Origin of the sequence: Kribbella soli (assembly GCF_004331345.1) — a bacterium.
Taxonomy (GTDB): Bacteria; Actinomycetota; Actinomycetes; order Propionibacteriales; family Kribbellaceae; genus Kribbella; species Kribbella soli.
Genome location: NZ_SJJZ01000002.1, coordinates 1,449,247 through 1,473,977, shown reverse-complemented (window position 1 = coordinate 1,473,977; position 24,731 = coordinate 1,449,247). Strand labels below are relative to the sequence as shown.

Genomic DNA, 24,731 nt, shown 5'->3' with positions numbered 1-24,731 from the left:
CGGCGGGCGCCGGTTCAGTTGAAGGTGCGGTCGGGGCAGTTGAGGATGCGGACGGTAAGTGGTCCGTCGGTTGTGACGTTCAGGTCGGCGTCACAGGTGACCTTCGCCTGCTTCGGGTCGATCGTCACCGTGCTGATGTTCGTTGCGGTGATGTCGAGCCGGTTCGCGATTGGTGCGCTGACGGCGGCCGGCTTGGTCCGCTGTTCGGAGGTGTAGGCGTTGACAGGCACTGTCGAGCCGGTCGCTACGCCCGCGCCGGTGACGACGGGAGCGGCTGGTGCGTCCGCGAGGCCGAATCCGTGTGACCGTACGTCGATGGTGCCGAGGTCACCGGACCGGCTCTGGATGGCGCTCAGCCAGTAGGCGTGGTCGCCGACCAGTCCGGAGTCCGGGTCGTCCATCGTCGGGTTGCGTACGTACGTGACGTGGAACGGATCCTGCGTGCCGCGCATATCGCCGAGCCAGTCGGTCAGCACCTTCCACGTCGCGTTCGCGCACATCACCACGTGATCGGAGGATGCGCCGAGCCAGCTGTCGAAGGTGAAGTCGTACTGCGCACCGGCGATGTAGGCGTTGGCCCGCTCGCGGGGGATGTTGTACGGGATGTAGTCGTCCGGAAGGCCGGCCCATTCCATCACCGGCTGGTTGCGGCGCGACGGCAGGAGCGGGGTCAGGACCGAGCCGGGTTCGTGCTGGGTCGCGGTGTCGACGGGCAGGGTGTCGGCGATGCCGTTGATCCCCGGGAAGGACGGCGCCATGTTCAGGCCGTCGCAGATGAAGGCTTTGCTGAACACGTCGGGGAACTGCAGTGCGAGTTTGTTCGCGCCGTACGCGCCGCTGGAGAAGCCGCTCATGACGGTCCGCGTGGGGTCGAGCCCGAACGCGCGCCGCGCATCGGCGAGCGCCTCGAACACGGAGGCACCCGAGCGTCCGTAGTACCAGTTGTCGTTGCCGCGGCCGTCGACCGAGATCACCACGGTCGGGGCGGACGGACGGTTCGCGACCTGGTGGAACAGGTCGCGATCGCCGGCCGGCAGGAGGGCTCCGGTACCCGGGTCGCCGACCTGGTCGTTCGCGCTCTGCGCGTAGCCGGGGGTCCAGACCATGCTCGCGTACCCGTTGGCCGGGCGCGGCAGGGCGGGGACGTAGGCGACGTACCGTTGCAGCCGTCCGGGGAGGTCGGAGACGCAGTCGTCGCGGCAGATCCAGCCGAACTGGACGCTCGGCGTACCTTCACCGTCGAGTGTCGCGCCGTTCTGCTGGGTGAAGGACCCGAGCGGGGGCTTGCCCGTGTCTCCCGGCAACCGGCGACCCTGCGCGACCTCGCTGTTCGAGGCGTACAGCCGCTCGATGTAGCCCGAGGTCGGGACGGCGCTGTTGTCGGTCGTGTGTTGCGCCAGTTTGGCGAAGTCCACGTTGGCGTAGAACTTGCTGATGTTGCCGCTGGCAAGCGTTGTCTTCTGGTTGTCGTTGCGCCACGGCGAGTCGAACGGCTCCTGCCGGAACGCGACATCGAAGTACGCCGAGGGCCGCAGGCCGGCCGTGAGCGCGCCACCTGGGTGGGTCGCGTCGGCGACCGCCTGCGGGAGCAGGAACTTGTCTCCGGCACGGTCCCACAGACCGGCTGCGGCGGCTACCCGGACAGTCCGCGTTCCGGGGTCGTAGGCGGCGTGCGGGACGCGGACCTCGACCTGCCGGTGCGCGACATCGACCGAAACGGTCGGCGCGACGGGTGACGTCTGGCCGGTGGCCGCGTCGACGATGTCACCGGTCCCGCCGTGCACGGTGACGAACTTCTCGGCCGGCATCAGCGTGTTCGCGCCGTGCGGTGCCTGCCTCGGGAGCAGCGAGTTGCCGAGCGCGATCGTCGTACCCACCAGGTCCGGGTCGGTCATCGTGTTGAAGGTGATCCGGAACGCGGTCGCGTCGGCGAGCGGCTTGACGCGGACCTCGACGAGGTCGGCGGCGTTACCGCGGTACGCCGGGTTGGTCGGGTACTTGTACGCGAACGTGAGCGAATGCTCGGGCCAGTTGGTGGTGACGAGCTGGGCCCCTTGGTCGTCGTACACGCAGCCCTGGTTGAGGAACTCGCCGTCGCGGTAGGCGCTGCTGTGGCAGACCATCGTCGGCTGGGCCTGCCAGATGCCGGTGTTCTCGAGCTGTGCGGCAGTGGGCGGGGGAGCGTTGAGTACGGCGGGACCCGGGGCCGGTGGCGTTGCGGCGGCGGTTTGCTGGCCCGCGGCGGGATACGCCCACCAGGCGAGTAGCCCGCCGGCGGCCAGCACAGCAAGGGTCGATTTGATCGGTCTCATCGGCGGTGCCTCCAGAGCACGCGAGGGGGACGGCGGACCGGGGCCGGCGATCCTGTTCGAGGGTCTGGATTGAAGTACATCTTCACGCCGTTCGTCAAGAATTTGACACATGACAACGTTGCCGCGTCACTCTTCCTGACGAGTCAGGCGACGCGGTCGGTACCTGCTGCCTCGACGAAGAAGCCGTCGGCGGGCGCCTTCAGGGCCTCGTGGGCCTGGAGGAAGAGGTCGTGCGCCTCGCGGCCGTGCCAGCCGGTGGGGAGCAGCTCTTCGGGGAGATTGGGATCGCGGAACGGGAACATCCGGTAGTCGTGGACGAGTTTCATCCGCTCGACGAGCGCCTCGCGCGGCGCCAGCGAGCCGGCCCGGTACGACCGCATGCGCGGCCGGTAGGTGCGCAGCAGGGTCGCGTAGTCGGCGTCGAGGGAGTCGAGCTCCCAGCATCGCGCCGCCATCTCGCGGTCCCGGGACAGTCCGGACGAGGTGCACTGCAGCAGGTCGAGCTGGATCGACGGCTGATCGGCGAAGTGCTCCTGGATCTCGGTCAGCCGGTCGTGCGGACTCACCCAGGTCGACGACGTCAGCGGCCCGAACCCGAGCCAGGCGAGCTCCTTGCGCAACTCCTCGCGGAGCGCTCGCTCGCTCTCCGGGACCGAGTAGATCACCATCGACCACTGCCGGTTCCATGGCTCACGGGATCGTTCGAAGATCCGGGTCCGCCCCTCGTCGAGCAGTCGCCAGCTCTTGTCGTTGAGCGCGTACACCGTCTCGCGGCCGTCCCGCCGGGTGTCGAACCAGCCTTCGCGCCGCAGGCGCGCCATCACCACCCGCACGGTGCTCTCGCCCACGTCGAAGCACTCCAGCAGCGCGGTGAGGGTGCGCAGCCGGACCTCGCCGCCGTGATAGCGGATGTAGTCGCCGAACAGGTCGAAGACGATCGACCGAGGCTTCATCGTGTCTCCTCGGAGCCGTTCCCAATGGTTCGCAGCGCTCATCCTCTCATGATGCCATCAGAAGCGTGTCAAAGTCTTGACGGTCGTCCCTAGATCGTCCTATTTTCATCACATCCACCGTCAGCCCGGCACGAAACGAGGCCGCCATGACCAGTTCTCCCGCCACCACAACCCGGTCCAGGACCGGCCTCTGGGTGGTCGCCATCTGCTTCGTCACGATCGTCTTCGACGGTTACGACCTGATCGTGTACGGCGCTGTCGTACCGTCCCTGCTGAAGAACCCGGACTGGCCGCTCACGCCTGGTCAGGCCGGTGCGATCGGCAGCTACGCGCTGACCGGGATGGTGATCGGGACGCTCTGTGTGGGCGCCCTGACCGACATCCTCGGCCGCCGCCGGATCATGTTCGCCAGCATCACCTGGTTCTCGCTCGCGATGGGCGCGACCGCGCTGGCGCCGAACGCCGAGGTGTTCGGAATCCTCCGCTTCGTCACCGGTCTCGGGCTCGGCGGTGTGGTCCCGACCGCGATCGCCCTCACCGTCGAGTACGCCCCACCGCACCGCCGGAACTTCAACAACGCGCTGATGTTCTCCGGATTCTCACTCGGCGGCGTGCTGGCCGCCGTCCTGGCGATCAACCTCGTCCCCGTGCACGGATTCCGCATCATGTTCGCGATCGGCATGGCTCCGCTGGTCCTGGTGCTGCCGCTGGCGTGGCGGTTCCTGCCCGAGTCGGTCAGCTTCCTGCAGGCCCGCGGCCGGTACGACGAAGCGGCTGCTCTCGCGGCCAAGTACGGCGTACAACCGGAACCCGCTGAGCAGAAGCGGACCCCGCTCGCGGTGCTGTTCGGGCGCAAGCACCTGGCCGCGACGATCCTTTTCGGACTTGCCAGCTTCTTCGGCCTGCTCCTGGTGTACGGGCTGAACACCTGGCTCCCGCAGATCATGCGCCAGTCCGGCTACCCGCTCGGCTCCTCGCTGCGGTTCCTCCTGGTGATGAACGTCGGCGCGGTCGTCGGTGCCCTGGTCGCCTCGGCCCTGGCCGACCGACTCGGCTCCAAGGTGGTCACGACGGTGGCCTTCGCCCTCGCCGCCGTGTCGATCTACGCACTCAGTACGGACCCGGCCGCGTTCGTGCTCTACCTGCTGATCGCGATCGCCGGTGTCGGCACGGTCGGGACGCAGATCCTGGTCAACGGGTACGTCGCGACGTACTACCCGGCCGGGATCCGCGCGACCGCGCTCGGCTGGTCTCTCGGTGTCGGCCGGCTCGGCGCGATCGTCGGTCCGCTCTTCGGCGGATGGGTACTGGACTCCGGCCTGAGCCTGGACTGGAACTTCTACGGGTTCGCGGTCCCGGCGGTGCTCGGTGCGCTCGTGATCGCCGCCGTACCCCGGGGCGACCGGGAGCCCCGGCCGGAACCGGTTCTCAGTACGGCGCCCCAGACGTCCCAGGCCTGAAAGGAATGACGATGCGGATCGCGATTGTCGGCGGCGGGCCCGGTGGGCTGTTCCTCGCCACTCTGGTGAAGGCGAGTGACCCGGACGCCGAGGTGACCGTGTTCGAACGCAACCGTGCGGACGACACGTTCGGCTTCGGAGTGGTGTTCTCCGACGCCACCCTGGCCGGCATCCACGCGGCCGACCCCGTGGTCCGCGACGCGCTGACGGAGTACGGCGTGCACTGGGACGCGATCGAGGTCCGCCTCAAGGGGGAACGGTTCCGCTGCGGTGGGATGGGAATGGCGGCGATCGCCCGCAAGACGTTGCTCGCCGTACTGCAGGAACGCGCTGAGGCGGTCGGGGCGACCCTGCGGTTCCAGACCGAGGTCGAACTCGAGGACCTCACCGGCTTCGACCTGGTCGTCGCGGCCGACGGCGCCAACTCGCGGATCCGGGAGCGGCTGGCAGCCGTCCTCGAGCCGATGGTCGAGACGGCCGCGGCCAAGTTCATCTGGTTCGGTACGACGTACCACTTCGACGGACTCACCTTCGTCCACGAGCGCAGTGCCGACGGGGTGTTCGCCGTCCACGGCTATCCGATCGCCCCGGACGTCAGCACGTTCATCGTGGAGACCGATCGGGAGTCGTGGCTGCGGGCCGGACTGGACGAGTTCGACGTGTCGCAGCCGCCCGGGCCGAGCGATCTGAAGACCAAGCAGTACCTGGAGAAACTCTTCGCCGAACAGATCGAGGGGCATCCGCTGCTGGTGAACAACTCACGCTGGGGGAGCTTCCGGACCCGGCGGACCGGGCGCTGGTCGCACGGCAACGTCGTGCTGCTCGGCGACGCTGCGCACACCGCGCACTTCTCGGTCGGGTCCGGTACCAAGATGGCGATGGAGGACGCGGTCGCACTGGCCGCGGCGCTCGCTGCGCACGACGAGGTCCCGGCGGCGCTCGCGGCGTACGAGGAGTCCGCGCGACTGTCGGTCGAGAAGATCCAAGGTTCGGCACGGCCCTCGTTGTCGTGGTGGGAGCACTTCGGGCGGTACCACGACACGTTGGAGCCGTGGCAGTTCGCCTTCCACTTCCTCACCCGCAGCATCAGCGGCGGCAAGCTCGCCCGCCGCGACCCGGCCTTCGTCGCCGCGACACGCACGGAGTGGCACGCCGCGCACGGGCCGGCTCCGCTGGAGACGCCGTTCCGGTCGGGTGGGCTCAGCCTGCCGGGTCGGGTTGTGGACGTGGACGACGTTCGCGACCGGGGATTGTGGCTGGCGGCACCGGATTCGGAGTACGAGTTGCCGTCCGCGTTGGCCTCGCTGCACTCAGGTGCGCTTACCGGGCCCGCAGTGGTCGCGGTGTACGGCGGATCGCGGTTGACGCGGACGTTGCTGGCGGAGGAGGCGCGGCTGGTGGCCGGCGTCCCCGCGATGGTAGTTGATGACGAGCTGACCCCGGACGACGCGGAGACCCTCCTCCTGTCCGGCCGCGCCGACCTGGTGGGCCGGACCAGCGGCAGTCCGGACAGGAACCCGCTCGCCGGGGTCAGCCGTAGTGTGGGAGGGAGCGTGTGAAGGGCTTGGACGGGTTGTTTGCCCCTCGCGGGGTCGCGGTGATCGGCGCCTCGCGCAACCCGGCCAAGCTGGGCGCGGTAATGGCGCGCTCCCTCTCCACCTATGACGCGCCACTCGCGCTGGTCAATCCGCGCGACCCCGAGTTGCATGGCTCTGTCGCCGAGGCAGTGGACTCGCTCGGCGCGCCGATCGACCTCGCTGTGGTCTGTGTTCCGGCAGCCGCGGCAGCTGATGCGGTGGCTGAGGCCGCGAAGGCGGGCGCCTCGGCGGCTCTCGTGTGTGCCGGAGGTTTCGCCGAGGCCGGCCATCCGGAGTTCCAGCGTGCGTTGCTGGACGTCGTTGATCGCCATGGCATTCGGCTGCTGGGACCCAACACCTCCGGCTTCCTGGTGCCGGGCCGCGGGCTGACGGCCAGCTTCGTGCCGAGCGTCGGATCGGTACCGGCCGGCGGAGTCGCCGTCGTCGCGGCCAGCGGTGGCGTGAACCATGCGCTGTCGTTCCTCCTGGCAGAGGCCGGGTACGGCGTGAGCCTCGCGGTCGGACTGGGCAACGCCGCCGATATCGACGCAGCCGACGTACTGGACCATCTCCTGGCGGATCCGGCGACCAAGGCCGTTGCTCTGCACATCGAATCGGTGGCTGACGGGTCGCGGCTCGCCGGTGCCGTCGCCCGGCTCTCAGCACGAAAGCCGGTGGTGGCGTTGGTTGTCGGGCGCAACGATGTTGGCGCGTTCGCGAAATCGCACACGGGCGCACTGGCGACGTCGTGGCGGACTACTCGGGGCGTACTGCGGCAGTCGGGTGCCGTCCTCGTCGACGACGAACGTCAGCTGGTCGATGCTGTCGGCACGTTGTCGATGATTCGATTGGCGCCGGCTCTTTCGCCTGGTGTGGGTGTGGTGACAGCGCAAGCCGGTCCCGGGTTGTTGCTCCTCGACGGACTGCGTGGCGCCGGGATCCGAGTGCCCGTGCTTGCGGATGAGACGCAGCGGAGGCTTGGTGAGCTGTTACCGCCGATGACCTACCAGGCCAATCCGGTGGACACCGGTCGGCCGGGACCTGGTTTTGGTGAGGTGGTTCGGACGGCTGGCGACGACCCTGAGGTCGACCTGGTCGCGGTCTACGCGTTGACCGAGCCGGACAGCGTCGACCTGGTGTCCGAACTCTCCCCGCAGACCGCTTCGACGCCTACTGTGGTCGCCGTGGGCGGTTCCACGGCGGACGTCAGCGCAGTCCGGTCGGGCCTGCACGAGCGCGGCTACCCGGTAGCCACCAGCCCGGCCGCCCTCACCCATGCGATCCGAGCGCTGGTGGAGGACGCCTGCCTCAACAACCGGCGATCCGTGGACGAGCCGATCCCACCGGTTGCTGTGCCCCAAGGCCCCTGGGACGAACACCAAGCCAAGACCGTCCTGGACACCCTCGGCGTTCGTACCCCATCCCGCGCTGCCTGCAACACCCCCGAGGAAGCCCACGCCGCCCTGGACACGCTGGGTGGCCCGGTCGCACTCAAGATCCTCGACGCGACGATTCTCCACAAGACCGAGATCGGCGGAGTACACCTAGGAATCCGCACCCATGCGGAGCTCTCGGAGGCATTGGATGCCCTCGGGGTGCAACGGGTGCTGGTGGAGCGGATGGCTCCTGCGGGTGTGGATCTGATTGTCGGCGCGCGGCGGGATCCGGTGTTCGGGCCGGTGGTGCTGGTCGGGTTGGGTGGTACGACGGCGGAGGCTCTTGCGGATGTCGCCGTACGGGCGGCGCCGCTGTCCGCGGCCGAGGCGGCCTCGATGACGGACGAACTGCTCGGGCGTGCCCTGCTGGACGGCTGGCGCGGTGGACCTGTGCTGGACCGGAGGGACCTGGCTCGCGTTGTGCGGGCGTTGGGGCAGGTCCTGCTGGACGCACCGCAGGTGGACGAGATCGAGATCAATCCCCTCCGGCTGACGCGTGACGGTCTGGTCGCGCTGGACGCCGTGATCACGGGCAAGGAGCAGTGATGGTCAGTCCGATCGCCGATGGTGTGGTTCCCTGGCCGGCCGAGGAGGTGCAACGCTACGTCGCGGCCGGCTACTGGGAGGGGCGAAGCCTGCCGTCTCACATCTGGGAGCAGGCCGAGCGCACTCCGGACAAGGTCGCGCTGGTTGACGGCGACCTCAGGCTCACGTACGCCGAGCTCACCGCCCGCGCGGACTCCGCCGCGACGGCGTTGACCGACCTCGGGCTGCGGTCCGACGACCGGATCGTCGTACAACTGCCCAACGGGTGGGAGTTCGTCGTACTGACCCTCGCTTGCCTCCGTGCCGGGATCGTCCCCGTGATGGCGCTGCCGGGGCACCGGTACCACGAGCTGTCCTACCTGGCAGCTCATGCCGAGGCCGCAGCGATCGCCGTACCCGATGTCCTGCGCGGCTTCGACCATCAGGCGCTGGCACATCGTTTGAAGGACGAAGTCGAGTCGCTCGATCACGTCCTGGTCGTAGGTGCGGATCTGTCCGAGGGCAGCGTCGATCTGCGCGCCCTGTGCTCAGGCACCGATGCATGGCAAGGCGCCGAGCCGGACAGCCGCAGTGTGGCGGTCTTCCTGCTGTCCGGCGGTACGACGGGACTTCCGAAGCTGATCGCCCGCACGCACGACGACTACACCTACAACGCCAAGCGCAGTGGCACGGTGTCCGGGATGGACGCCTCCACGGTCTACCTGGTCGCGCTGCCGGCTGGACACAATTTTCCGCTCGCCTGCCCAGGTCTTCTGGGCGCATTGCTCGTCGGCGGGACGGTCGTGATGCTGCCGAGCCCGGAGCCGATCCGCACGTTCGCGACGATCGCTGCGGAAGGTGTCACGCACACCGCGGTGGTGCCGGCGGTGGCGCAGCGCTGGCTGGACGAGTACTCCGACTCGAACGACCTGTCCTCGCTGCGTGTCTTGCAGGTCGGCGGTGCGCGACTGGCCGACGAGGTGGCGCGCAAGATCAAACCGGTGCTGGGCTGCACGCTGCAGCAGGTGTTCGGGATGGCCGAGGGCCTGCTCAACTACACCCGCCTGGACGACCCGGAAGACGTCATCTGTACGACGCAAGGCCGCCCGATGTGCCCCGACGACGAACTCCTGGTGGTCGATCCGTTCGATCGTCCGGTTCCGCTCGGCGAACCGGGTTCGCTGCTGACTCGTGGACCGTACACGCCCCGCGGTTACTACAAGGCCGAGCAGCAGAACGCCCGCGCCTTCACGCCGGACGGCTGGTACCGCAGCGGCGACGTCTGCCGCATCGTTGCTGGAGGCAACCTGGTGGTCGAGGGCCGGGACAAGGACATGATCAACCGCGGTGGCGAGAAGATCTCCGCCGAGGAGGTCGAGAACCTGACCTACACCCTCCCCGGTGTGCAGCAGGTCGCCGCGGTCGCGATGCCCGATCCGAGCCTCGGTGAACGCGTCTGCGTGTACGTCGTCCCGCGCGGCAACACCGACATCACGCTCGACGACGTCCGGCACGCGATGGCTGACCTGGGCGTGGCGCCGTACAAGTTCCCCGAACGCCTGGTCCTGATCCCCGAACTCCCCACCACGAAGGTCGGCAAGATCGACAAGGTCGCCCTCCGCGCCGACATCGCCACCCGCCTGGAGGCCGGAGTCTAGGAGAGTGCGGTCGAGATGGCGTTCGCCGCGGTGGTGAGGGCGGGGGTGATGCGGCGGACGCGAGTGGGGGAGTAGCGGACGCTGGGCATCGACACCGAGATTGCGGCGACTGTGGCGCCGGTGGCGTCGGTGATGCCGTGGCCCATCGCGTTCAGGCCGCGTTCGGTGCGTTCGAGGTTGATCGCGATGCCGCTGCGTCGTACCGCTGTCAGTTCGGTGCGGAGTTTGCTGAGGTCGATGCGCTCGCCCGGCGGCGCGGCGTCGTACAGCGTGGTGATCTGCTCGTCGGAGAGTGCCGCGAGCATGACGAGGCCGCCGGTGGACTGGTGGGCGGGGAGGACCATGCCTTCGCGGCTGCTGACGCGCAGGGTCTGGCGGGATTCGACCGAGGCGATGAAGCGGATCGTGCGGCCGGTGCGGATGCTGAGGTTGACGGTTTCGTCGACCGTGTCGACCAGTGCCTGCATGGGGCCGAGGGCGGCGGCGCGGATCGTGCCGGTCCTGGAGTGTGCGGTGGCGGCGAGTTCGAGGACCGGACCGGCGTGGTAGCTGCGGTCGTCGTCCTGTACGGCGAAGTCACGGTAGACGAGCGTGGTCAGGAGCCGGTGTGCGGTGGATTTGGCGACGCCGAGACGCTCGGCGGCGGTCGAGACGGTGAGCGGTCCCTCGACCTGGAGGATGACGGCCAGTCGCAGGGCGTGGTCGACACTCGTCACGCCGTACGCCGGGGGGTTTTTCATCGTCTCGCTCCGTTCTGCTGTGCAGAATCTTCTGTTCCAGAATGGCCGCGGGAGTCACCGTAGTCCATATGAGCGACTCACCAGTGAAACTGACCGCGGAGAACGGCCCTGACCAGCCGCCGGCCACACCTGAGCTCGAGGATCTGTACCGCGGCTTCGAGAAGGAGTTGCTGGTCCCGTTGTGGACCCGGATCGGTGACCTGATGCCGCAGCAGCCGGTGTCGAAGGCGCAACCGCATCGGTGGGAGTGGAAGCACCTGGTCGAGTTGGCGGCCCGTTCCGGCGACCTGGTCCCGGTCGGCCGGGGCGGGGAGCGGCGGGCGATCGCGCTGGCGAACCCGAGTCTCGGCGGACGCCCGTACGCGACGCCGACGTTGTGGGCGGCGATCCAGTACCTGATGCCCGGTGAGGATGCGCCGGAGCATCGGCATACGCAGAACGCGTTCCGGTTCGTCGTCGAGGGCTCTGGAGTGTGGACAGTTGTCGAAGGTGACCCGGTGCCGATGCGTCGCGGCGACTTCCTGCCGCAGGCGGGGATGAACTGGCACGCGCACCACAACTCGGCCGAGCAGCCGATGGCGTGGATCGACGGCTTGGACATTCCGTTCCAGTACGACGTCGAGTCGCAGTTCTTCGACTTCGGCCGCGAGCACCTGTCGGAGGAAGAGCACGCGACGCCGGAACGCTCCCGGTCGGAGCAGCTGTGGGGTCATCCCGGGCTGGTCCCGGTCTCGCAGTTCAAGGCGTCCGCGGGCAGTCCGTTGCTGTGCTACCGGTGGGCGGATACCGATGCTGCCCTCGCGGATCAGCTGGAGCTGGAACGGGCGGGTCACCCGGGCACTGTCGAGCCGGGGCACGCGGTTGTGCGGTACACGAACCCGACCACGGCGGGGGATGTGTTGCCGACGATCCGGGTGCAGTTCCACCGGATCGCGGCGGGTGTCGAGACCGCGCCGCGGCGCGAGACGGGTTCGTCGGTGTACCAGGTGTTCGACGGTTCGGGGCGGGTGACGGTCGGCGAGTTCTCCTGGTCGGTGCAGCGCGGCGACCTGTTCGTCGTACCGTCCTGGATGCCGTTCTCAGTGGTGTCGGAGGCGTCCGGGTCGGACTCGGACTCGGGTGCGCTCGATCTGTTCCAGTTCAGCGACGCGCCGATCTTCAGCAAGCTGAATCTGTTCCGCGAGGAGGTCGGCCGGTGAAGCTGGCAACGGTCCGCGTCGACGGGCGAACGACGGCCGTGCGGGTCGAGGGCGACGTACTGATCGATCTCGGGGTGCCCGACGTCGGCGCCGTACTGGCCGGAGCTGAAGTTGCCGACGGCAAGGAGTATGCCCTGGCCGGCGCCGACTTCGCGCCGCTGGTCCCGCAGCCGAGCAAGGTCGTGTGCGTCGGGCTGAACTACCGCAACCACATCCAGGAGATGGGCCGCGACCTGCCCGAGTACCCGACGCTGTTCAGCAAGTTCGCCGACACCCTGATCGGTGCGTACGACGACATCGTGCGGCCGGCCGAGACTTCGGAGTTCGACTGGGAAGCCGAACTCGCAGTGGTGATCGGACAGCAGGTACGGCGAGCCGACGAGGAGACCGCGATCGCGGCGATCGCGGGGTTCACCGTGCTGAACGACGTCACGTGCCGGGACTGGCAGTTCCGGACCCGGGAGTGGCTGCAGGGCAAGAACTGGGACTCCACCACGCCCGTCGGCCCGTGGCTGGTCACGCCGGACGAGGTCGGCGGACCGCGACCGGCCCTGGACATCCAGTGCTCGGTGAACGATCAGATCATGCAGAAGGACAACACCGGCGATCTGCTCTTCGACCCGGTCGACCTGGTCCGCTACGTGTCCACGATGATCCGCCTCAACCCCGGCGACCTGATCGCCACGGGCACCCCCGGCGGCGTCGGCCACGCCCGCAAACCTCAGGTGTTCCTGCGCGGCGGCGAGATCGTCGTCACCCAGATCGAAGGCATCGGCCGCCTCGAGAACCACGTGACAGCCGGCTGATGCGCGCTCGCGAATGGGTCACCGAGGGTACGGCGCTCTGCCGCCGTGCGCTCGTCGACCTCGACGGCCCGTCCCTGCTCCCCGGCTGGACCCGACGACACGTCGCCGCCCACCTGTCCCTCAACGCCGAGGCCCTCGGCAACCTGACGCACTGGGCGCGAACCGGCGAGGAACGCCCGATGTACTCGGCACCCGACCAGCGCACCACCGACATCGAGGCAGGTGCTCTCCGTTCGCCGGACGACCTGCGCGCTTGGTTCGACGAGTCCGCGCGGAAACTGTCCGCCGCGATGGACGAGCTGACCGCCGAGCAATGGCAAACCCCGGTCCGTACCGCCCAGGGTCGCCAGGTCCCCGCCACCGAAATCGTCTGGCTGCGGAGCCGCGAGGTGATGATCCACGCCGTGGACCTGGGCACCGGCGTGACCTTCGCTGACCTGCCCACCGACTTCCTTGAGACGCTGTCCGGAGACATCCGGAACAAACGCGGAGATACGCCAGAAGTGCGTGGCCCCCTCCCGGAGACGACCGCCTACCTGGCCGGCCGCCAGTACACCGAGGTCCACACCCTCGACGGCGCTACCGCCCAACCACTCCCACCCTGGCTCTGACCAAGCCCCCTCTGCGGGCGCCGCGGCTGGCAGTAGAATTGGTGCGTGAGGCGCTCTGGTGCTCCTCACCCGCCCTTCCCTAGTTGTGGCTGAAGCTCGTGCTGCCGCCGGCGCAATGACGCGTCGCGCTTGTCTGCGCCGAGGCATGCCGCTCGCGTCGCCTGTCTGGAGACCGCATGACCTCGCTGACGCCTGAGTCAGCCACGCCCGATCCCGCCAAGTTGCCTGTGGTGGAGGAGGCCGACATCACGTCGGTCCGCGCCGCGCTCCGTTCCCCGCGCCGGTTGCGCGTCGAGGTCCTGGCCGGGCTGGTGGTCGCGCTCGCGCTGATCCCGGAGGCGATCAGCTTCTCGATCATCGCCGGCGTCGATCCACGGGTCGGGCTGTTCGCCTCGGTCACGATGGCGGTGTCGATCGCCTTCCTGGGTGGCCGTCCGGCGATGATCTCCGCCGCTACCGGCGCGGTGGCGCTGGTGATCGCGCCGGTGATGCGCGATCACGGCATCGACTACCTGGTCGCCACGGTGATCCTGGCCGGGATCCTTCAGGTGGTCCTCGGCCTGCTCGGCGTCGCCCGCCTGATGCGGTTCATCCCGCGCTCGGTCATGGTCGGTTTCGTCAACGCCCTCGCGATCCTCATCTTCCTCGCGCAGCTGCCGCACCTGACCCACGTCCCGTGGCCGGTCTATCCGCTGGTCGCGGCCGGAATCGTGGTCATGGTGTTCCTGCCCAGGTTCACCAAGGCCGTCCCGGCGCCGCTGGTCGCGATCCTCACGGTCACGGTCTTCGTAGCGCTGACCTCGGTGACGGTGCCGACAGTCGGTGATGAGGGCAAACTGCCGGACAGTCTGCCGTCGCTGTTCTGGCCCGACGTCCCGTGGAACCTGGACACGCTGCGGATCATTGCGCCGTACGCCGTGGCGATGGCGCTGGTCGGGCTGCTGGAGTCCCTGATGACCGCCAAGCTCGTCGACGACGTCACCGACACCCATTCCGTCAAGACCCGCGAGGCCTGGGGGCAAGGTGTCGCCAACGTCATCACCGGGTTCTTCGGCGGGATGGGCGGCTGCGCGATGATCGGCCAGACGATGATCAATGTGAAGGCCTCCGGCGCCCGGACCCGGATCTCCACCTTTCTGGCCGGAACGTTTCTGCTGATCCTCGTGGTCGGTCTCGGTGACCTGGTCGGCGACATCCCGATGGCCGCTCTGGTCGCGGTGATGGTCATGGTCTCGGTCGGAACCTTCGACTGGCACAGCATCCGGCCCAGGACACTGCGCCGGATGCCGCGCAGCGAAACCGTCGTCATGCTGGCGACGGTCGTGGTCGTCGTCATCACCCACAACCTCGCCATCGGCGTGGTGGTCGGTGTCATCGTCGCCATGATCCTGTTCGCCCGCCGCGTCGCCCACTTCACCACCGTCAAGGATGTCGACCACCCCGACGAGGACACCAAGGTGTACGCCGTGACCGGGGAGCTGTTCTTCGCCTCCAGCAACGACCTCGTCTACCAGTTCGACTACCGCGGCGACCCCGCCAACATCGTCATCGACCTGACCGATTCCCACATCTGGGACGCCTCCACCGTCGCCACCCTCGACGCGATCACCACCAAGTACGCCCGCTACGGCAAGACCGTCCGCATCACCGGACTCAACCCCTCCAGCGCCCAACGCCACGAACGCCTCGCCGGCAATCTCGGCACCGGCCCCTGATCCGGCCAAGCCGGAGAGCGTTCGGGAACTCGCTGTACGGGGGTTTGAGTGGCGCGGCCGGCAGGCCGACTGGCCGTGGGAGACTCGGTGGGTGGCGACATGGCGGGATGTCGAACGGATCGCTGGTTCTCTGGCCGGCGCGCGACCCGGCCGTGCGCATGAAGGTTCACCGACGGTCGACATCGGGCGTCATCCGTTCGCCAGGTTGCGGTGGGACGACGCGGGGCGCGAGATCTTGCAGTACTGGAGCCTCGACCTCGATTCCGGAGACGCTCTCGCCGACCGCCGCGACGTCTTCTTCGTCGTGCACACGTTCAAGGTCAAGGTGTCGATCTGGGCCTGGCTCGACCAGCTGGACGAGGACGAACTGACCGAGATCCTGACCGATTCCTGGCTGGCCCGCCGCGGCGTCCGGACCTGAGAACAGGCCGCCGCTCCATCTGCTGGTGCCGCCGCCCATCCGCTGGTGCGGCCGCTCCGAATGCCCACGGGCATTCGATGTGCCCACCAGCAGAGGGAGGAACAGTCATGAGTGACGCAACACGCCGGGGCTTCCTGGTGGTAGCGGGCGCGGGTACGGCGGCCGCGATCGGCGCGGTCGCGGTGCCGAAGGTCTTCGGCGACCGGTCGACGGAGGCCCCGCACCAGCCGCTGACGGCGGCGGACCTGGGGAACGCGGAGTCGTACGTCGTGCACGTCAAGGACGTACGTACGGGCCGGATGGCGATCCTGGTCGGCGACCGTGAGGTCCTGGTGACCGATCGTGAGCTCGCCGCACGGATCGCCGGTGTGACCACCACGCCCTGACTGCCCCTGACCGCCACTGCCGCAGTCCGCGGCCCCCGCACGAGTTCGAACTTCTCAGTGGAGGAAACCCGTCATGTCTTCGCACCGCGAGGCGCCCGAGATCTCGAAGGACCCGGTCGCCGACAACACCGATGTCTATGCTTTCGTCAGTCCTGACAAGCCGGACACCGTCACCTTGATCGCCAACTTCATCCCGTTCCAGAACCCGTTCGGCGGCCCGAACTTCTACGAGTTCGGCGACGACGTGCTCTACCAGATCCACATCTCGAACAGCGGGACCGGCAAGGCCGATATCTCGTACCAGTTCCGGTTCCGGGCCGAGATCCGCAACAAGAAGACCTTCCTGTACAACACCGGGCCGATCACCTCGATCAAGGACCCGGCGTGGAACCGGCCGCAGTACTACTCGGTCACTCGGGTGGAGCACGGCCGGTCCCGGGTGCTGGCCCGCAACCTGGCCGCACCACCGGTCAATGTCGGGGTCCGCAGTACGCCGAACTACGCCAAGCTCGCCAGGCAGGCGATCCACACCATCGGCACGAACCGCAAGGTGTTCGCCGGCCAGCGCGCGGACGGGTTCTTCGCCGACCTCGGCAGCATCTTCGATCTCGGTACGCTGCGTCCGTTCCAGATGGCGCACCTGATCCCGTCCGCCGGGGCGATGGGCGTCAACGGCCTGCAGGGCTCCAACGTGCACACGATCGCGCTGCAGGTCCCGATCAGCGACCTCACCCGCGACGGGAAGAAGCCGACCGACGTGATGGACCCGAAGTCGGTCATCGGCGTCTACGCTTCGGCGAGCCGTCAGTCGTCCAAGATCCTCGACGACGCGCTCGGGATCCCGGTCTGGCACGGCCCGCACAAACAGGTGTCGCGGCTGGGTAACCCCTTGTTCAACGAGGTCATCGTGCCGATGGCCGACAAGGACAGATGGAACGTGCTGCCCCCGCACGGGGACAAGCGGTTCGCCGCGTACGTGACGAAGCCCGAGCTGGCCGGGTTGCTGCCGGTCCTGTACCCGGGCGTGTTCCCGAATCTCGCGGCGTACAAGAAACCGCGGGCCGACTTGGCGGCGATCCTGCTGACCGGGATCCCGAAGGGTGTCGTCCCCGGGTTCCAGAACTACACCGGCCCGGTCCAGGCGGACCTGTTGCGGCTCAATGTCGCCGTACCGCCGTCGAAGTCGCCGAACCCGCTGGGACTGGTGGCCGGCGACGCGGCCGGGTTCCCGAACGGCCGGCGGGTCTTCGACGACGTGGTCACCGTCGAGCTGCGGGCGATCGCCGGGCTCACGATCCCGCTGGTGGACCCGTCGTTCACGCCCGACGGCGCGACGGCCGCGATCAAGGACGGTACGTCGAACACGAACGCCGACTACCTGACCTGGTTCCCGTACCTGGGCACGCCGGCCGGCGGGTACCAGTCAAAGCCCGGAAGGCCGGCCGCATGAGTACGAACCAGAGGGAGAATCCGCATGCCGGCAAGGGATCGTCGGTGCTGCTGGACATCGGCGGCGACGTCGGGGCGCTCGTCGTGGAGATGCCTGCCGTGCTTGAGGGGCAGGAGATCGAGCTGCGCGGAATGCACCACGATGTCGGTCATGGTCATGGACATGGCCGCGGGTTGCCGCATGTCGCCGTGGTCCCGCGGCCGGCGCCGGACGGGCAGATCATCCATTCGGCGGTGTTCTTCGAAATCCCTCAGGGCAGCTACGAGCTGTACGTGCGCCCGTCGGGACAGGTGCAGCTGACCGTCGAAGTCACTGGTGGGGCAGTCACCCACGCGAAGTGGCCCGTCTTGTCAGGGCCAGAGGGTTAGGAGGACCTTGCCTGAGAGGTTGGAGTTGGCGGCGGTGGTGAAGGCGTCGACGGCTTGATCCGCCGGGTACTCGTGGGTGATGACTTGGTCGAGGCCGGGGTTCGTAGCGAGGAGTTGGATCGCCTGGTCGATCTCGTCGTTGAAGCGCAGCGTGCCGCGGAGTTGGAGTTCGCGGGACACCAGAGGAGCGAGGTTCACACCGCGCGGCTCGTCGGCGGGGATGCCGACGAGTACGACGGTGCCCGCCCGGCGGGTCGCGGTGAGCGCGGCACTGATCGCGGCCGGTACGGCGGTGCACTCGAGGACGACGTCGAAGTACCCCGCCGGGATCTCGTCCGTGCCGACCTGGACCGTGCCGTGCACCCCGAGGTCCCGGGCCCGCTGCAATGGGCCCGGGAGTACGTCGGTCGTCACCACCTCGGCCGCACCCGCGGACAGCGCGGCCGACGCGGTGAGCAAGCCGATCGCGCCCGAGCCGGAGACCAGCACCCGCTTGTCCTTGACGCCGTCGGCGATGGCGATGGCATGCAGGGCGACGGCCAACGGCTCGGCCAGGGCGGCACGGCGAAGCGGCAGCGACGCAGGCAGGGTCCGCACCATGTGATTGCTGACGACAACGAATTCGCTCATGCCGCCCTGGGTGTGCGGCCAGGTGGAGGCGCTGCCGAGGTAGGCGCCGTTCGGCCACAGGTGCGGGCGGTCCTCGATGCCCGGCTCCGGGGTCCCGAAGGTGGCCGGGTGGATGGTGACCGGCGTACCGGGTGCCAGGTCTCCGGACGGGTCGAGGTCGACGGTGCCCGACAGTTCGTGACCGGGCACCAGCGGCTCGCGGACGACGTACGAGCCGTTCGCGCCCTCGTGGTAATAGTGCAGGTCGGATCCGCAGATCCCGCCGTACGCCATCCGGAGGCGAACCTGGCCGGCCTGCGGCTCCGGGGTGGGCAGCTCGGTCTCGACGAGGTCGAGCTTGCTCCGGATGACGATCGCCTTCATGGTTCTCCTTCAGGCCGTGGCGGTAGCGGGCGACGTCGCGGGTTCCAACGCCGGTGTGCGGTCGGTGGCGTTCTCGGGCGCGAGCAGGTCGCGGTCCCGGGTCTCGGGCGCGAACAGTGCGGCGCCGAAGGTGATCGCCATCGCGACGGTCATGTAGATCGCGACCGGCACCCAGGAGTCGAACGCGTTCATCAGCGCGACCGCGATGAGCGGTGCGAAGCCGCCACCGAGTACGGCGGCGAACTCGCGGCCGAGGGTGACACCGGCGTACCGGTAGCGGCTGCCGAACATCTCCGGGAAGTAGCTCATCGTCACCGCCACCCCGCCCTGGCAGGCGAACACGAAACCGACGATCATGGCCAGGTAGATGACCGTGAGATTCCCGGTGCTCAAGGCAACGAAGGTCGGGAACGGCAGGAGCAGCAGCAGCCCGGCGATGCCGAGGAACACCGACCGCCGCCCGAACAGGTCGGACAGGTAGCCGAGCACGACCGCGCCGATTCCTCCGAAGATCGCTCCCACCAGCAGGATCTCCGGCACGGTCTGCGCGTCGATCTTCACGGTTCCCTTGAGATAGGAGGCCATGAACACCTGGTAGGTGTACGACTGCACGCTCAACCCGACGGTCATCAAGGTGACCAGGGCGACGGCCTTCTTGCCGTTCCGGAACACCTCACGGACCGGCGCGGCAGCGGCGGTGCGCTCGGCCTTGATCTCCGCGAACACCGGCGTCTCCTTGAGCTTCCGGCGCAGGATGTACGCCGCGATCGTGACGAACGCACTGCTCAGGAACACCACCCGCCAGCCCCAGGACATCAACTGGTCGTCCGGGAGCAGTTGGACCAACGCCCACGCCCCGGCGCCGAGCGCCGTACCGGCCGCGGCGCCGGTCATGATCAACGCCGCCAGCCGTCCGCGCTTCCCGCGCACAGCCGTCTCGGTGAGCAGGGTCGCGCCACCGGACTGCTCGGCGCCGGCGCCGAAGCCCTGCAGGAACCGGCTCAGCACGAGCAGGATCGGTGCCCAGACGCCCACCGACTCGTACGTCGGCAGCACGCCGATCGCCATCGTCGCGACGCCCATCAGGGTCAAGGTGGCCACCAGGATCCACTTGCGCCCGAGGCGGTCGCCGTACCGCGAGAAGAAGAAGCCGCCGAGCGGACGGGCGCAGAAGCCGACCGCGTAGGCGCTGAAGCTGGCGAGCAGGCCGGCCGTCGCGGAGATGTTGGGGAAGAACAGATGGCTGAAGACCAGCGCCGACGCGGTCCCGTAGATGACGAAGTCGTACTGCTCGAGCGCGGTGCCGATCAGGCCCGCGAGCGCGGCCCGGCGGACCTCCTGCCGGGACGGTTCGGGGGACGAGGGGTTCGGTTCCATGGCGGATTCCTTCGGGGTCTCAGGCCGCGGGGGAGGCGTGCGGCCGGGACGATCGGGAGCGCGCGGCCTCACGGGCCGCGGCGCGGACGCCGTCACGGGTGATGACGGCGACGTAGTCGCTGACGCGCCGGGCAAAGTCATTGCTCTCGGCAAGTTCCGTGGCGAACACCTGGCCGATCGCCGACCGGACCAGGTCCTCGGTACTGCGGGATTGCGCCGCGAGCGCCCCGAGCCGCTCGCGGGCCGGGTCGACCATGGCCCGCGCATGCGGACCCGGATCGAACCCGGACAGGGGTACGACGCAACACAGCCACGCGGCGCATGTGAGCGCGAGATGCTCCGGCATCACGCCCTGACGCAGCAGCTGAAGTGCTGGCGCAGGGATGCGCTGCGGCAGCTTGACGGATCCGTCGCTGCCGACCTGCTGGGTCCGGTGGCCGAGCGCGTCGTTGGACCACCGTTCGAACAGCGAGGCGATGTAAGCGTCGACGTCGAAGTCACGTGGCAGCGTGATAGTCGGCAGGTACTCGTCTTCGAGGACGGCCCGGGCCGCGGACTCGATGAAGCCGGTGGCGCGCGCCTCGGGGATCGTCGCGTGCCCATCGAGCGCACCGAGGTACGCGATCAGCGAGTGTGTGCCGTTCAGCAGCCGGAGCTTCAGCAGCTCGTAGGCCTCGACCTCGTCGGAGAACACCGCGCCGCCCCGTTCCCAGGACGGTCGCCCGGCGGCGAAGCGGTCCTCCATCACCCACATCGTGAACGGCTCGGCCGGCACCGGGCTGAGGTCGTGCACGCCCAGCAGTTCGTACGCCGCCGCGCGGTCGGCGTCCGTCGTCGCCGGGACGATGCGGTCGACCATCGAGTTCGGGAAGGCGACGTTCTCCGCGACCCAGCTCTCGGCCTTGCTGCCCTGTCTGGTGCCTTGCAGGAACTCGAGCACCAACCGACGGGTCTGTGTCCCGTTCGACTGCATGTTGTCGCAGTTCAGGACGGTGATCGGAGCACCGTGCATCTCCGCCCGGCGTTCCAGGGCCCGCGCGATCTGCCCGATGACAGTGCGTGGAGTTGCGCCGGAGAGGTCCGCCACGATGCCCGGGTGATCCAGCGCGAGCCGGTGCGTACTCGGGTCCATGCAGTAACCGTGTTCGGTGACTGTCATCGAGACGATGCGAGTGTCCTCGGCCGCGATGGCGTCGACCACCGCAGCGGGGTTGCCAGCGGCAACGATCGCGCCCGTGTGGACACCCGGCACGCTGATCGACGAACCTCCGGGCGACAGCTCGAGCACCGAGTAGAGACCGTCCTGGCTGTTCATCGCGTCGGCGACCGTCGCCGAGCGGCTCGCGACGCCGAGGATGCCCCAGCCGTCGCCGGCCTGCGCGGTGTAGACGGCTTGGTGGGCCCGATGGAAGTTGCCGAGGCCGAGATGCACGATGCCGGTGCCGGCCGGTGGCCGGGCGGTCAGCAGCTGCCTGGAAACCGAAGCGCGGTTCAAGTCGCTCACCAGTCGGTCACTGAGCCGTCGAGGCGGCGCGCTACGGGCAGGTAGGCGGGTTCGTACGGGAACTTCGCGGCCAGCGCCTCGTCGACCTCGACACCGAGACCGGGTGCTTCGCCCGGGTGCAGGTAGCCGTCGCTGAACGACCAGGCGTGCGGAAACACCTCGTGCGCGAGGGCGTCGTACCCCATGTACTCCTGGATGCCGAAGTTGTGCGTCGACAACCCGAGGTGGACGCTCGCGCCGAACGAGACCGGCGAGACGTCGGACGGCCCGTGCGGCGCCGCCTTCACCTGGTACACGGCGGCGAGCGCGAAGATCGAGCGTAGGTGGCTGATCCCGCCGGCATGCGCGACCGCGACCCGGATGTAGTCGATCAGCTGCCCGGTGATCAGGTCCTTGCAGTCGTAGATCGAGTTGAAGACCTCGCCGATCGCGAGCGGGGTGGTCGTGTGCTGCCGGACCAGACGCAGCGCGTCCTGGTTCTCCGCCGGGGTGACGTCCTCGAGCCAGAACAGGTCCGCGGGTTCGAGCGCCTTGCCGAGTCGCGCGGCCTGCTGCGGCGTGAGTCGGTGATGGGCGTCGTGCAACAACGCCAACTCGGGACCGACGTGCTCACGAACCGCGGCGAGGACGGACGGAACGTGCCGCAGGTAGGAGTCCGTGTCCCACGACTCGACCACCGGCGCGGCTCCACGCTTCGCCGGCTCGTAGCCGGCGGCCTCGCGATGTACGCCGTACACGGTCTCCAGACCGGGTACGCCGGACTGCGCGCGGACAGCCCGGAATCCTTCCTCACGGCGCGCATCGACCTCGTCGAGCAGTTCGGGAAGCTCCCAGGCCGAGGCGTGCGTGTAGGCGAGGACGCGGTCGCGGACCGCGCCGCCGAGCAGCTGGTAGACCGGCATCCCGGCAGCCTTGCCCTTGATGTCCCACAGGGCGAGGTCGACCGCACTGATCGCGGCCATCGTGATCGGCCCGCGGCGCCAGTACGCCCCGCGATACAGGTACTGCCAGGTGTCCTCGATCCGCGCCGGATCGAGGCCGGTCAGCAACGGTACGACGTGGTCGCGCAGGTAGCTCGCCACGGCGAGCTCACGGCCGTTGACGGTGGCGTCGCCGTACCCGACGAGGCCGTCGGCGGTCTGCAGTTTGAGGGTGACGTAGTTGCGGCCGGGGCTGGTGAGAATGACCTCGGCGGCGATGATGCGATCGGTCATAAGAGTGCTCTCAGAGTCGGACGAGGTTGCGCAGTTCGTTGCCCTCAGCAAGGGCGGTTATGTTGGCGGCGATGTCTTGGATGCGGCCGCGGAACGTCTGCCGGGTGATTCCGGACAGGTGCGGTGTGAGCAGGACGTTGTCCAGCTCCCCGAACGGGGCTTCGGCCGGTTGGGCCCGGTCGCCGCCGGACGGGTACGAGTACCAGACGTCGAGGGCGGCGCCGCGGATCGTGTGGTTGCGCAGAGCGTCGTACAAGGCGTGTTCCTGGACGAGCGGGCCGCGGGCAACGTTGACGAGCACGCCGTCCGCGCCGAGTTTGCTCAGCTCGGCGGCGCCGATGATGCCGCGGGTGGCTTCGGTCAGCGGCGCGGAGACGACGAGGACGTTCGACTCTTCGAGCAGGCGTGGGAGTTGGGAGGTGTCACCGGCCCAGCTCAGGCCGTCGGCTTTTCCACTGGCGGTCACGGCTTGGGCTTGCGCGCCGAAAGGCTGCAGAACTCGCCAGGTGGCTTGACCGATGTGGCCGAAGCCGAGGAAGCCGACCTTCGCGCTCGACAGCGTCTGGGGTTGGGGGAGTGCTGGGTCGTAGACGGGCGAGCGCCAGCGGTTCTGGCGGAGGGCGGCGTCGGCTTGGGGAAGCTCGCGGCGCAGTGCGATCAGAGCCCAGACGACGTACTCGGCGATCGAGTCCTCGTGGTGATAGGTGTTCGCGACCGGTACGCCGGTTGCCTGGACGCGGTCGGTGCCGGCACCGGCGACCTGCACGAGCCGGAGGCCTGGCGCGGCATCCGCCATCTCCTGGGTGAACGCCGGGCCGACCAGGACCTCGGCGGTCTTCAATGCGTCGAGGAGGTCGTCCGGAAGCCAGATCAGTTCGTCATGAGGCAGCAGGACCTCGAGCTCGCCGCGCAAGGGCAGCAGGTTGGGGTCGGTGACGACGACTCTCATGCGTCGCTCCGATCGCGGCGCGCGGGTGTCCATCCGGCCACCGGGCCGGTGCTCTGGCGCACGACCAGCTGCGTCGGCAGTGTGACGGCGCGCGGCTCGGCGGGCGCCTGGCCGGGCTCTGCGGTCAGCTGCTGATGGAGCATGTCGATGCTCATCACGCCGGCTCGGGACATCGGGACCTGGATGCTGGTCAGCGTCGGTCGGCCGACCTCCGCGAGCGGGGTGTCGTCGATGCCGATGACGCTCAGCTCGCTGGGGACCTCGACTCCGAGCGCGACTGCTCCGGCGATGATGCCCAGTGCCATCAGGTCGTTGTGGGCGATCACCGCGGTGGCGCCGGAGGCGACGACGCTGGCCGCTGCGGCCTGACCGCCGGCCACCGTCTCCGCCTGCCAGCCGAGTACTTCCAGCTCGATGTCGGCCTGGTCGGCCAGCTGCCGGATCGCTTCCACTCGGGTTTGGTTCGACCAGGACAGCGGCGACCCCTGGGCGTAGGCGACATGCTCGTGACCGAGGACGCGCAGGTACTCCAAGGCCTGACGCAGCCCGTCGGCGGCGTCCGGTACGACGCTGCTCGTCTCGTCGCTCGTGCGGTTCACCAGGACCAGCGGGGTGTCACCGCACAGCTCGACGATGTCGTGTGCGGGCAGCCGGGGCGAGCAGACGACGAACCCGTCGACCCGCTCGTGCAGTTCGCCGATGATCTCCCGCTCGCGGTCCGGGCTGCCGTCGGTGTCGGTCAGGACGACGGTCTGGCGACGGTTCCAGCCGTGCGCCTGGGCAGCCTTGACGAAGCTCGCCCACACCGGGTTGCCGATGTCCGGGACGATCATCGCGACCGTGGCCGAGCGGGTCGGCAGCCCCGACCGGGAGCGGCGGCCGGCCGAGGCGACGTACCCGATCTCCTCCGCGGCGTCGATGATCCGGCGCAGGGTGTCGCGGCCGATCCGGTCCGGGTCGCTGAACGCCCGGGACGCGGTCGACAACGACACACCCGCGCGCTGCGCGACGTCGGTCAGGGTGGGATTCACGGCTCGCTCCAGAGGTTGCGGCAAGGTTTCGCCAAGATTGCGGCAA

Annotated in this window: 21 protein-coding genes; 12 read left to right on the top strand and 9 right to left on the bottom strand. The window is 68.8% G+C overall.

The window, feature by feature from the left end; all coding sequences use genetic code 11:
• Positions 1-14 precede the first annotated feature (14 nt).
• Complete coding sequence (locus E0H45_RS21050) at positions 15-2,312, bottom strand: hypothetical protein (RefSeq protein ID WP_131339749.1); 2,298 nt, start codon at positions 2,310-2,312, stop codon at positions 15-17.
• Between the two features lie 143 nt (positions 2,313-2,455).
• Positions 2,456-3,265: a PaaX family transcriptional regulator gene (locus tag E0H45_RS21045; protein WP_131339747.1), complete on the bottom strand. Its 810-nt coding sequence runs from the start codon at positions 3,263-3,265 to the stop codon at positions 2,456-2,458.
• A gap of 146 nt (positions 3,266-3,411) precedes the next feature.
• Between E0H45_RS21045 and E0H45_RS21040 the strand changes: the two genes are divergently transcribed.
• Genes E0H45_RS21040 through E0H45_RS21025 form a run of 4 tightly spaced genes read left to right on the top strand, consistent with a single transcriptional unit; the run spans position 3,412 to position 9,921 of the window.
• Positions 3,412-4,725, top strand: a complete 1,314-nt coding sequence (locus E0H45_RS21040; RefSeq protein WP_131339745.1) for an MFS transporter — start codon at positions 3,412-3,414, stop codon at positions 4,723-4,725.
• A gap of 11 nt (positions 4,726-4,736) precedes the next feature.
• A complete protein-coding gene (locus tag E0H45_RS21035) occupies positions 4,737-6,284 on the top strand; it encodes an FAD-dependent monooxygenase (protein WP_131339743.1) in 1,548 nt (515 codons plus the stop codon).
• Entirely contained in the window at positions 6,281-8,284 is a 2,004-nt protein-coding gene (locus E0H45_RS21030) for an acetate--CoA ligase family protein (RefSeq protein WP_131339741.1), read from the top strand. The genes E0H45_RS21035 and E0H45_RS21030 overlap by 4 nt, the downstream gene beginning before the upstream one ends.
• Positions 8,284-9,921, top strand: a complete 1,638-nt coding sequence (locus E0H45_RS21025) for a (2,3-dihydroxybenzoyl)adenylate synthase (protein ID WP_131339739.1) — start codon at positions 8,284-8,286, stop codon at positions 9,919-9,921. The genes E0H45_RS21030 and E0H45_RS21025 overlap by 1 nt, the downstream gene beginning before the upstream one ends.
• Here the strand turns inward: E0H45_RS21025 and E0H45_RS21020 are convergent.
• Positions 9,918-10,661 (bottom strand): IclR family transcriptional regulator, encoded by a 744-nt coding sequence (locus E0H45_RS21020; protein ID WP_131339737.1) that lies wholly within the window; start codon positions 10,659-10,661, stop codon positions 9,918-9,920. The two genes, E0H45_RS21025 and E0H45_RS21020, sit on opposite strands and share 4 nt — an antisense overlap.
• A gap of 68 nt (positions 10,662-10,729) precedes the next feature.
• Here E0H45_RS21020 and E0H45_RS21015 point away from each other — a divergent pair, with 68 nt between their 5' ends.
• From E0H45_RS21015 to E0H45_RS20980, 8 genes are all read left to right on the top strand, one after another.
• Positions 10,730-11,860, top strand: coding sequence for a cupin domain-containing protein (locus tag E0H45_RS21015; RefSeq protein WP_131339735.1), 1,131 nt, complete (start codon positions 10,730-10,732; stop codon positions 11,858-11,860).
• A complete protein-coding gene (locus E0H45_RS21010; protein WP_131339733.1) occupies positions 11,857-12,666 on the top strand; it encodes a fumarylacetoacetate hydrolase family protein in 810 nt (269 codons plus the stop codon). Before E0H45_RS21015 ends, E0H45_RS21010 begins: the two co-directional genes overlap by 4 nt.
• Positions 12,666-13,277: a maleylpyruvate isomerase family mycothiol-dependent enzyme gene (locus E0H45_RS21005; protein ID WP_131339731.1), complete on the top strand. Its 612-nt coding sequence runs from the start codon at positions 12,666-12,668 to the stop codon at positions 13,275-13,277. The genes E0H45_RS21010 and E0H45_RS21005 overlap by 1 nt, the downstream gene beginning before the upstream one ends.
• 176 nt (positions 13,278-13,453) lie before the next feature.
• Complete coding sequence (locus tag E0H45_RS21000; RefSeq protein WP_131339729.1) at positions 13,454-14,992, top strand: SulP family inorganic anion transporter; 1,539 nt, start codon at positions 13,454-13,456, stop codon at positions 14,990-14,992.
• Between the two features lie 91 nt (positions 14,993-15,083).
• Positions 15,084-15,413 carry a hypothetical protein gene (locus E0H45_RS20995; RefSeq protein ID WP_131339728.1) on the top strand — a complete coding sequence of 110 codons (330 nt, stop codon included), beginning with the start codon at positions 15,084-15,086 and terminating at the stop codon, positions 15,411-15,413.
• Positions 15,414-15,520: 107 nt separating this feature from the next.
• Entirely contained in the window at positions 15,521-15,799 is a 279-nt protein-coding gene (locus E0H45_RS20990; RefSeq protein WP_131339726.1) for a hypothetical protein, read from the top strand.
• Between the two features lie 73 nt (positions 15,800-15,872).
• Entirely contained in the window at positions 15,873-17,249 is a 1,377-nt protein-coding gene (locus tag E0H45_RS20985; RefSeq protein ID WP_131339724.1) for a DUF4331 domain-containing protein, read from the top strand.
• Positions 17,246-17,617 carry a hypothetical protein gene (locus E0H45_RS20980; RefSeq protein WP_131339722.1) on the top strand — a complete coding sequence of 124 codons (372 nt, stop codon included), beginning with the start codon at positions 17,246-17,248 and terminating at the stop codon, positions 17,615-17,617. Before E0H45_RS20985 ends, E0H45_RS20980 begins: the two co-directional genes overlap by 4 nt.
• Here the strand turns inward: E0H45_RS20980 and E0H45_RS20975 are convergent.
• From E0H45_RS20975 to E0H45_RS20950, 6 genes are read right to left on the bottom strand one after another with little or no spacing between them, the layout of a single operon-like run.
• Positions 17,600-18,610: an L-idonate 5-dehydrogenase gene (locus tag E0H45_RS20975; RefSeq protein WP_131339720.1), complete on the bottom strand. Its 1,011-nt coding sequence runs from the start codon at positions 18,608-18,610 to the stop codon at positions 17,600-17,602. The genes E0H45_RS20980 and E0H45_RS20975 overlap by 18 nt on opposite strands.
• Positions 18,611-18,619: 9 nt before the next feature.
• Positions 18,620-19,987 (bottom strand): MFS transporter, encoded by a 1,368-nt coding sequence (locus tag E0H45_RS20970; protein ID WP_131339718.1) that lies wholly within the window; start codon positions 19,985-19,987, stop codon positions 18,620-18,622.
• Between the two features lie 19 nt (positions 19,988-20,006).
• On the bottom strand, positions 20,007-21,491 hold the full coding sequence (locus E0H45_RS20965; RefSeq protein ID WP_131339716.1) for a mannitol dehydrogenase family protein: 1,485 nt from the start codon (positions 21,489-21,491) through the stop codon (positions 20,007-20,009).
• The gene (manD, locus tag E0H45_RS20960; protein ID WP_131339714.1) at positions 21,488-22,705 is read right to left on the bottom strand and encodes a D-mannonate dehydratase ManD; all 1,218 of its coding nucleotides are present in this window, start codon (positions 22,703-22,705) and stop codon (positions 21,488-21,490) included. Before manD ends, E0H45_RS20965 begins: the two co-directional genes overlap by 4 nt.
• A gap of 10 nt (positions 22,706-22,715) precedes the next feature.
• On the bottom strand, positions 22,716-23,654 hold the full coding sequence (locus E0H45_RS20955; RefSeq protein ID WP_131339712.1) for a 2-hydroxyacid dehydrogenase: 939 nt from the start codon (positions 23,652-23,654) through the stop codon (positions 22,716-22,718).
• Positions 23,651-24,685 carry a LacI family DNA-binding transcriptional regulator gene (locus E0H45_RS20950; protein ID WP_131339710.1) on the bottom strand — a complete coding sequence of 345 codons (1,035 nt, stop codon included), beginning with the start codon at positions 24,683-24,685 and terminating at the stop codon, positions 23,651-23,653. Before E0H45_RS20950 ends, E0H45_RS20955 begins: the two co-directional genes overlap by 4 nt.
• Positions 24,686-24,731 lie beyond the last annotated feature (46 nt).

Bases quoted from the DNA above. Each gene is read 5' to 3' on its own strand.
- E0H45_RS21050 (WP_131339749.1), bottom strand. From the start codon at position 2,312: ATGAGACCGATCAAATCGACCCTTGCTGTGCTGGCCGCCGGCGGGCTA.
- E0H45_RS21045 (WP_131339747.1), bottom strand. From the start codon at position 3,265: ATGAAGCCTCGGTCGATCGTCTTCGACCTGTTCGGCGACTACATCCGC.
- E0H45_RS21040 (WP_131339745.1), top strand. From the start codon at position 3,412: ATGACCAGTTCTCCCGCCACCACAACCCGGTCCAGGACCGGCCTCTGG.
- E0H45_RS21035 (WP_131339743.1), top strand. From the start codon at position 4,737: ATGCGGATCGCGATTGTCGGCGGCGGGCCCGGTGGGCTGTTCCTCGCC.
- E0H45_RS21025 (WP_131339739.1), top strand. From the start codon at position 8,284: ATGGTCAGTCCGATCGCCGATGGTGTGGTTCCCTGGCCGGCCGAGGAG.
- E0H45_RS21020 (WP_131339737.1), bottom strand. From the start codon at position 10,661: ATGAAAAACCCCCCGGCGTACGGCGTGACGAGTGTCGACCACGCCCTG.
- E0H45_RS21015 (WP_131339735.1), top strand. From the start codon at position 10,730: ATGAGCGACTCACCAGTGAAACTGACCGCGGAGAACGGCCCTGACCAG.
- E0H45_RS21005 (WP_131339731.1), top strand. From the start codon at position 12,666: ATGCGCGCTCGCGAATGGGTCACCGAGGGTACGGCGCTCTGCCGCCGT.
- E0H45_RS21000 (WP_131339729.1), top strand. From the start codon at position 13,454: ATGACCTCGCTGACGCCTGAGTCAGCCACGCCCGATCCCGCCAAGTTG.
- E0H45_RS20990 (WP_131339726.1), top strand. From the start codon at position 15,521: ATGAGTGACGCAACACGCCGGGGCTTCCTGGTGGTAGCGGGCGCGGGT.
- E0H45_RS20985 (WP_131339724.1), top strand. From the start codon at position 15,873: ATGTCTTCGCACCGCGAGGCGCCCGAGATCTCGAAGGACCCGGTCGCC.
- E0H45_RS20980 (WP_131339722.1), top strand. From the start codon at position 17,246: ATGAGTACGAACCAGAGGGAGAATCCGCATGCCGGCAAGGGATCGTCG.
- E0H45_RS20975 (WP_131339720.1), bottom strand. From the start codon at position 18,610: ATGAAGGCGATCGTCATCCGGAGCAAGCTCGACCTCGTCGAGACCGAG.
- E0H45_RS20970 (WP_131339718.1), bottom strand. From the start codon at position 19,987: ATGGAACCGAACCCCTCGTCCCCCGAACCGTCCCGGCAGGAGGTCCGC.
- manD (WP_131339714.1), bottom strand. From the start codon at position 22,705: ATGACCGATCGCATCATCGCCGCCGAGGTCATTCTCACCAGCCCCGGC.
- E0H45_RS20955 (WP_131339712.1), bottom strand. From the start codon at position 23,654: ATGAGAGTCGTCGTCACCGACCCCAACCTGCTGCCCTTGCGCGGCGAG.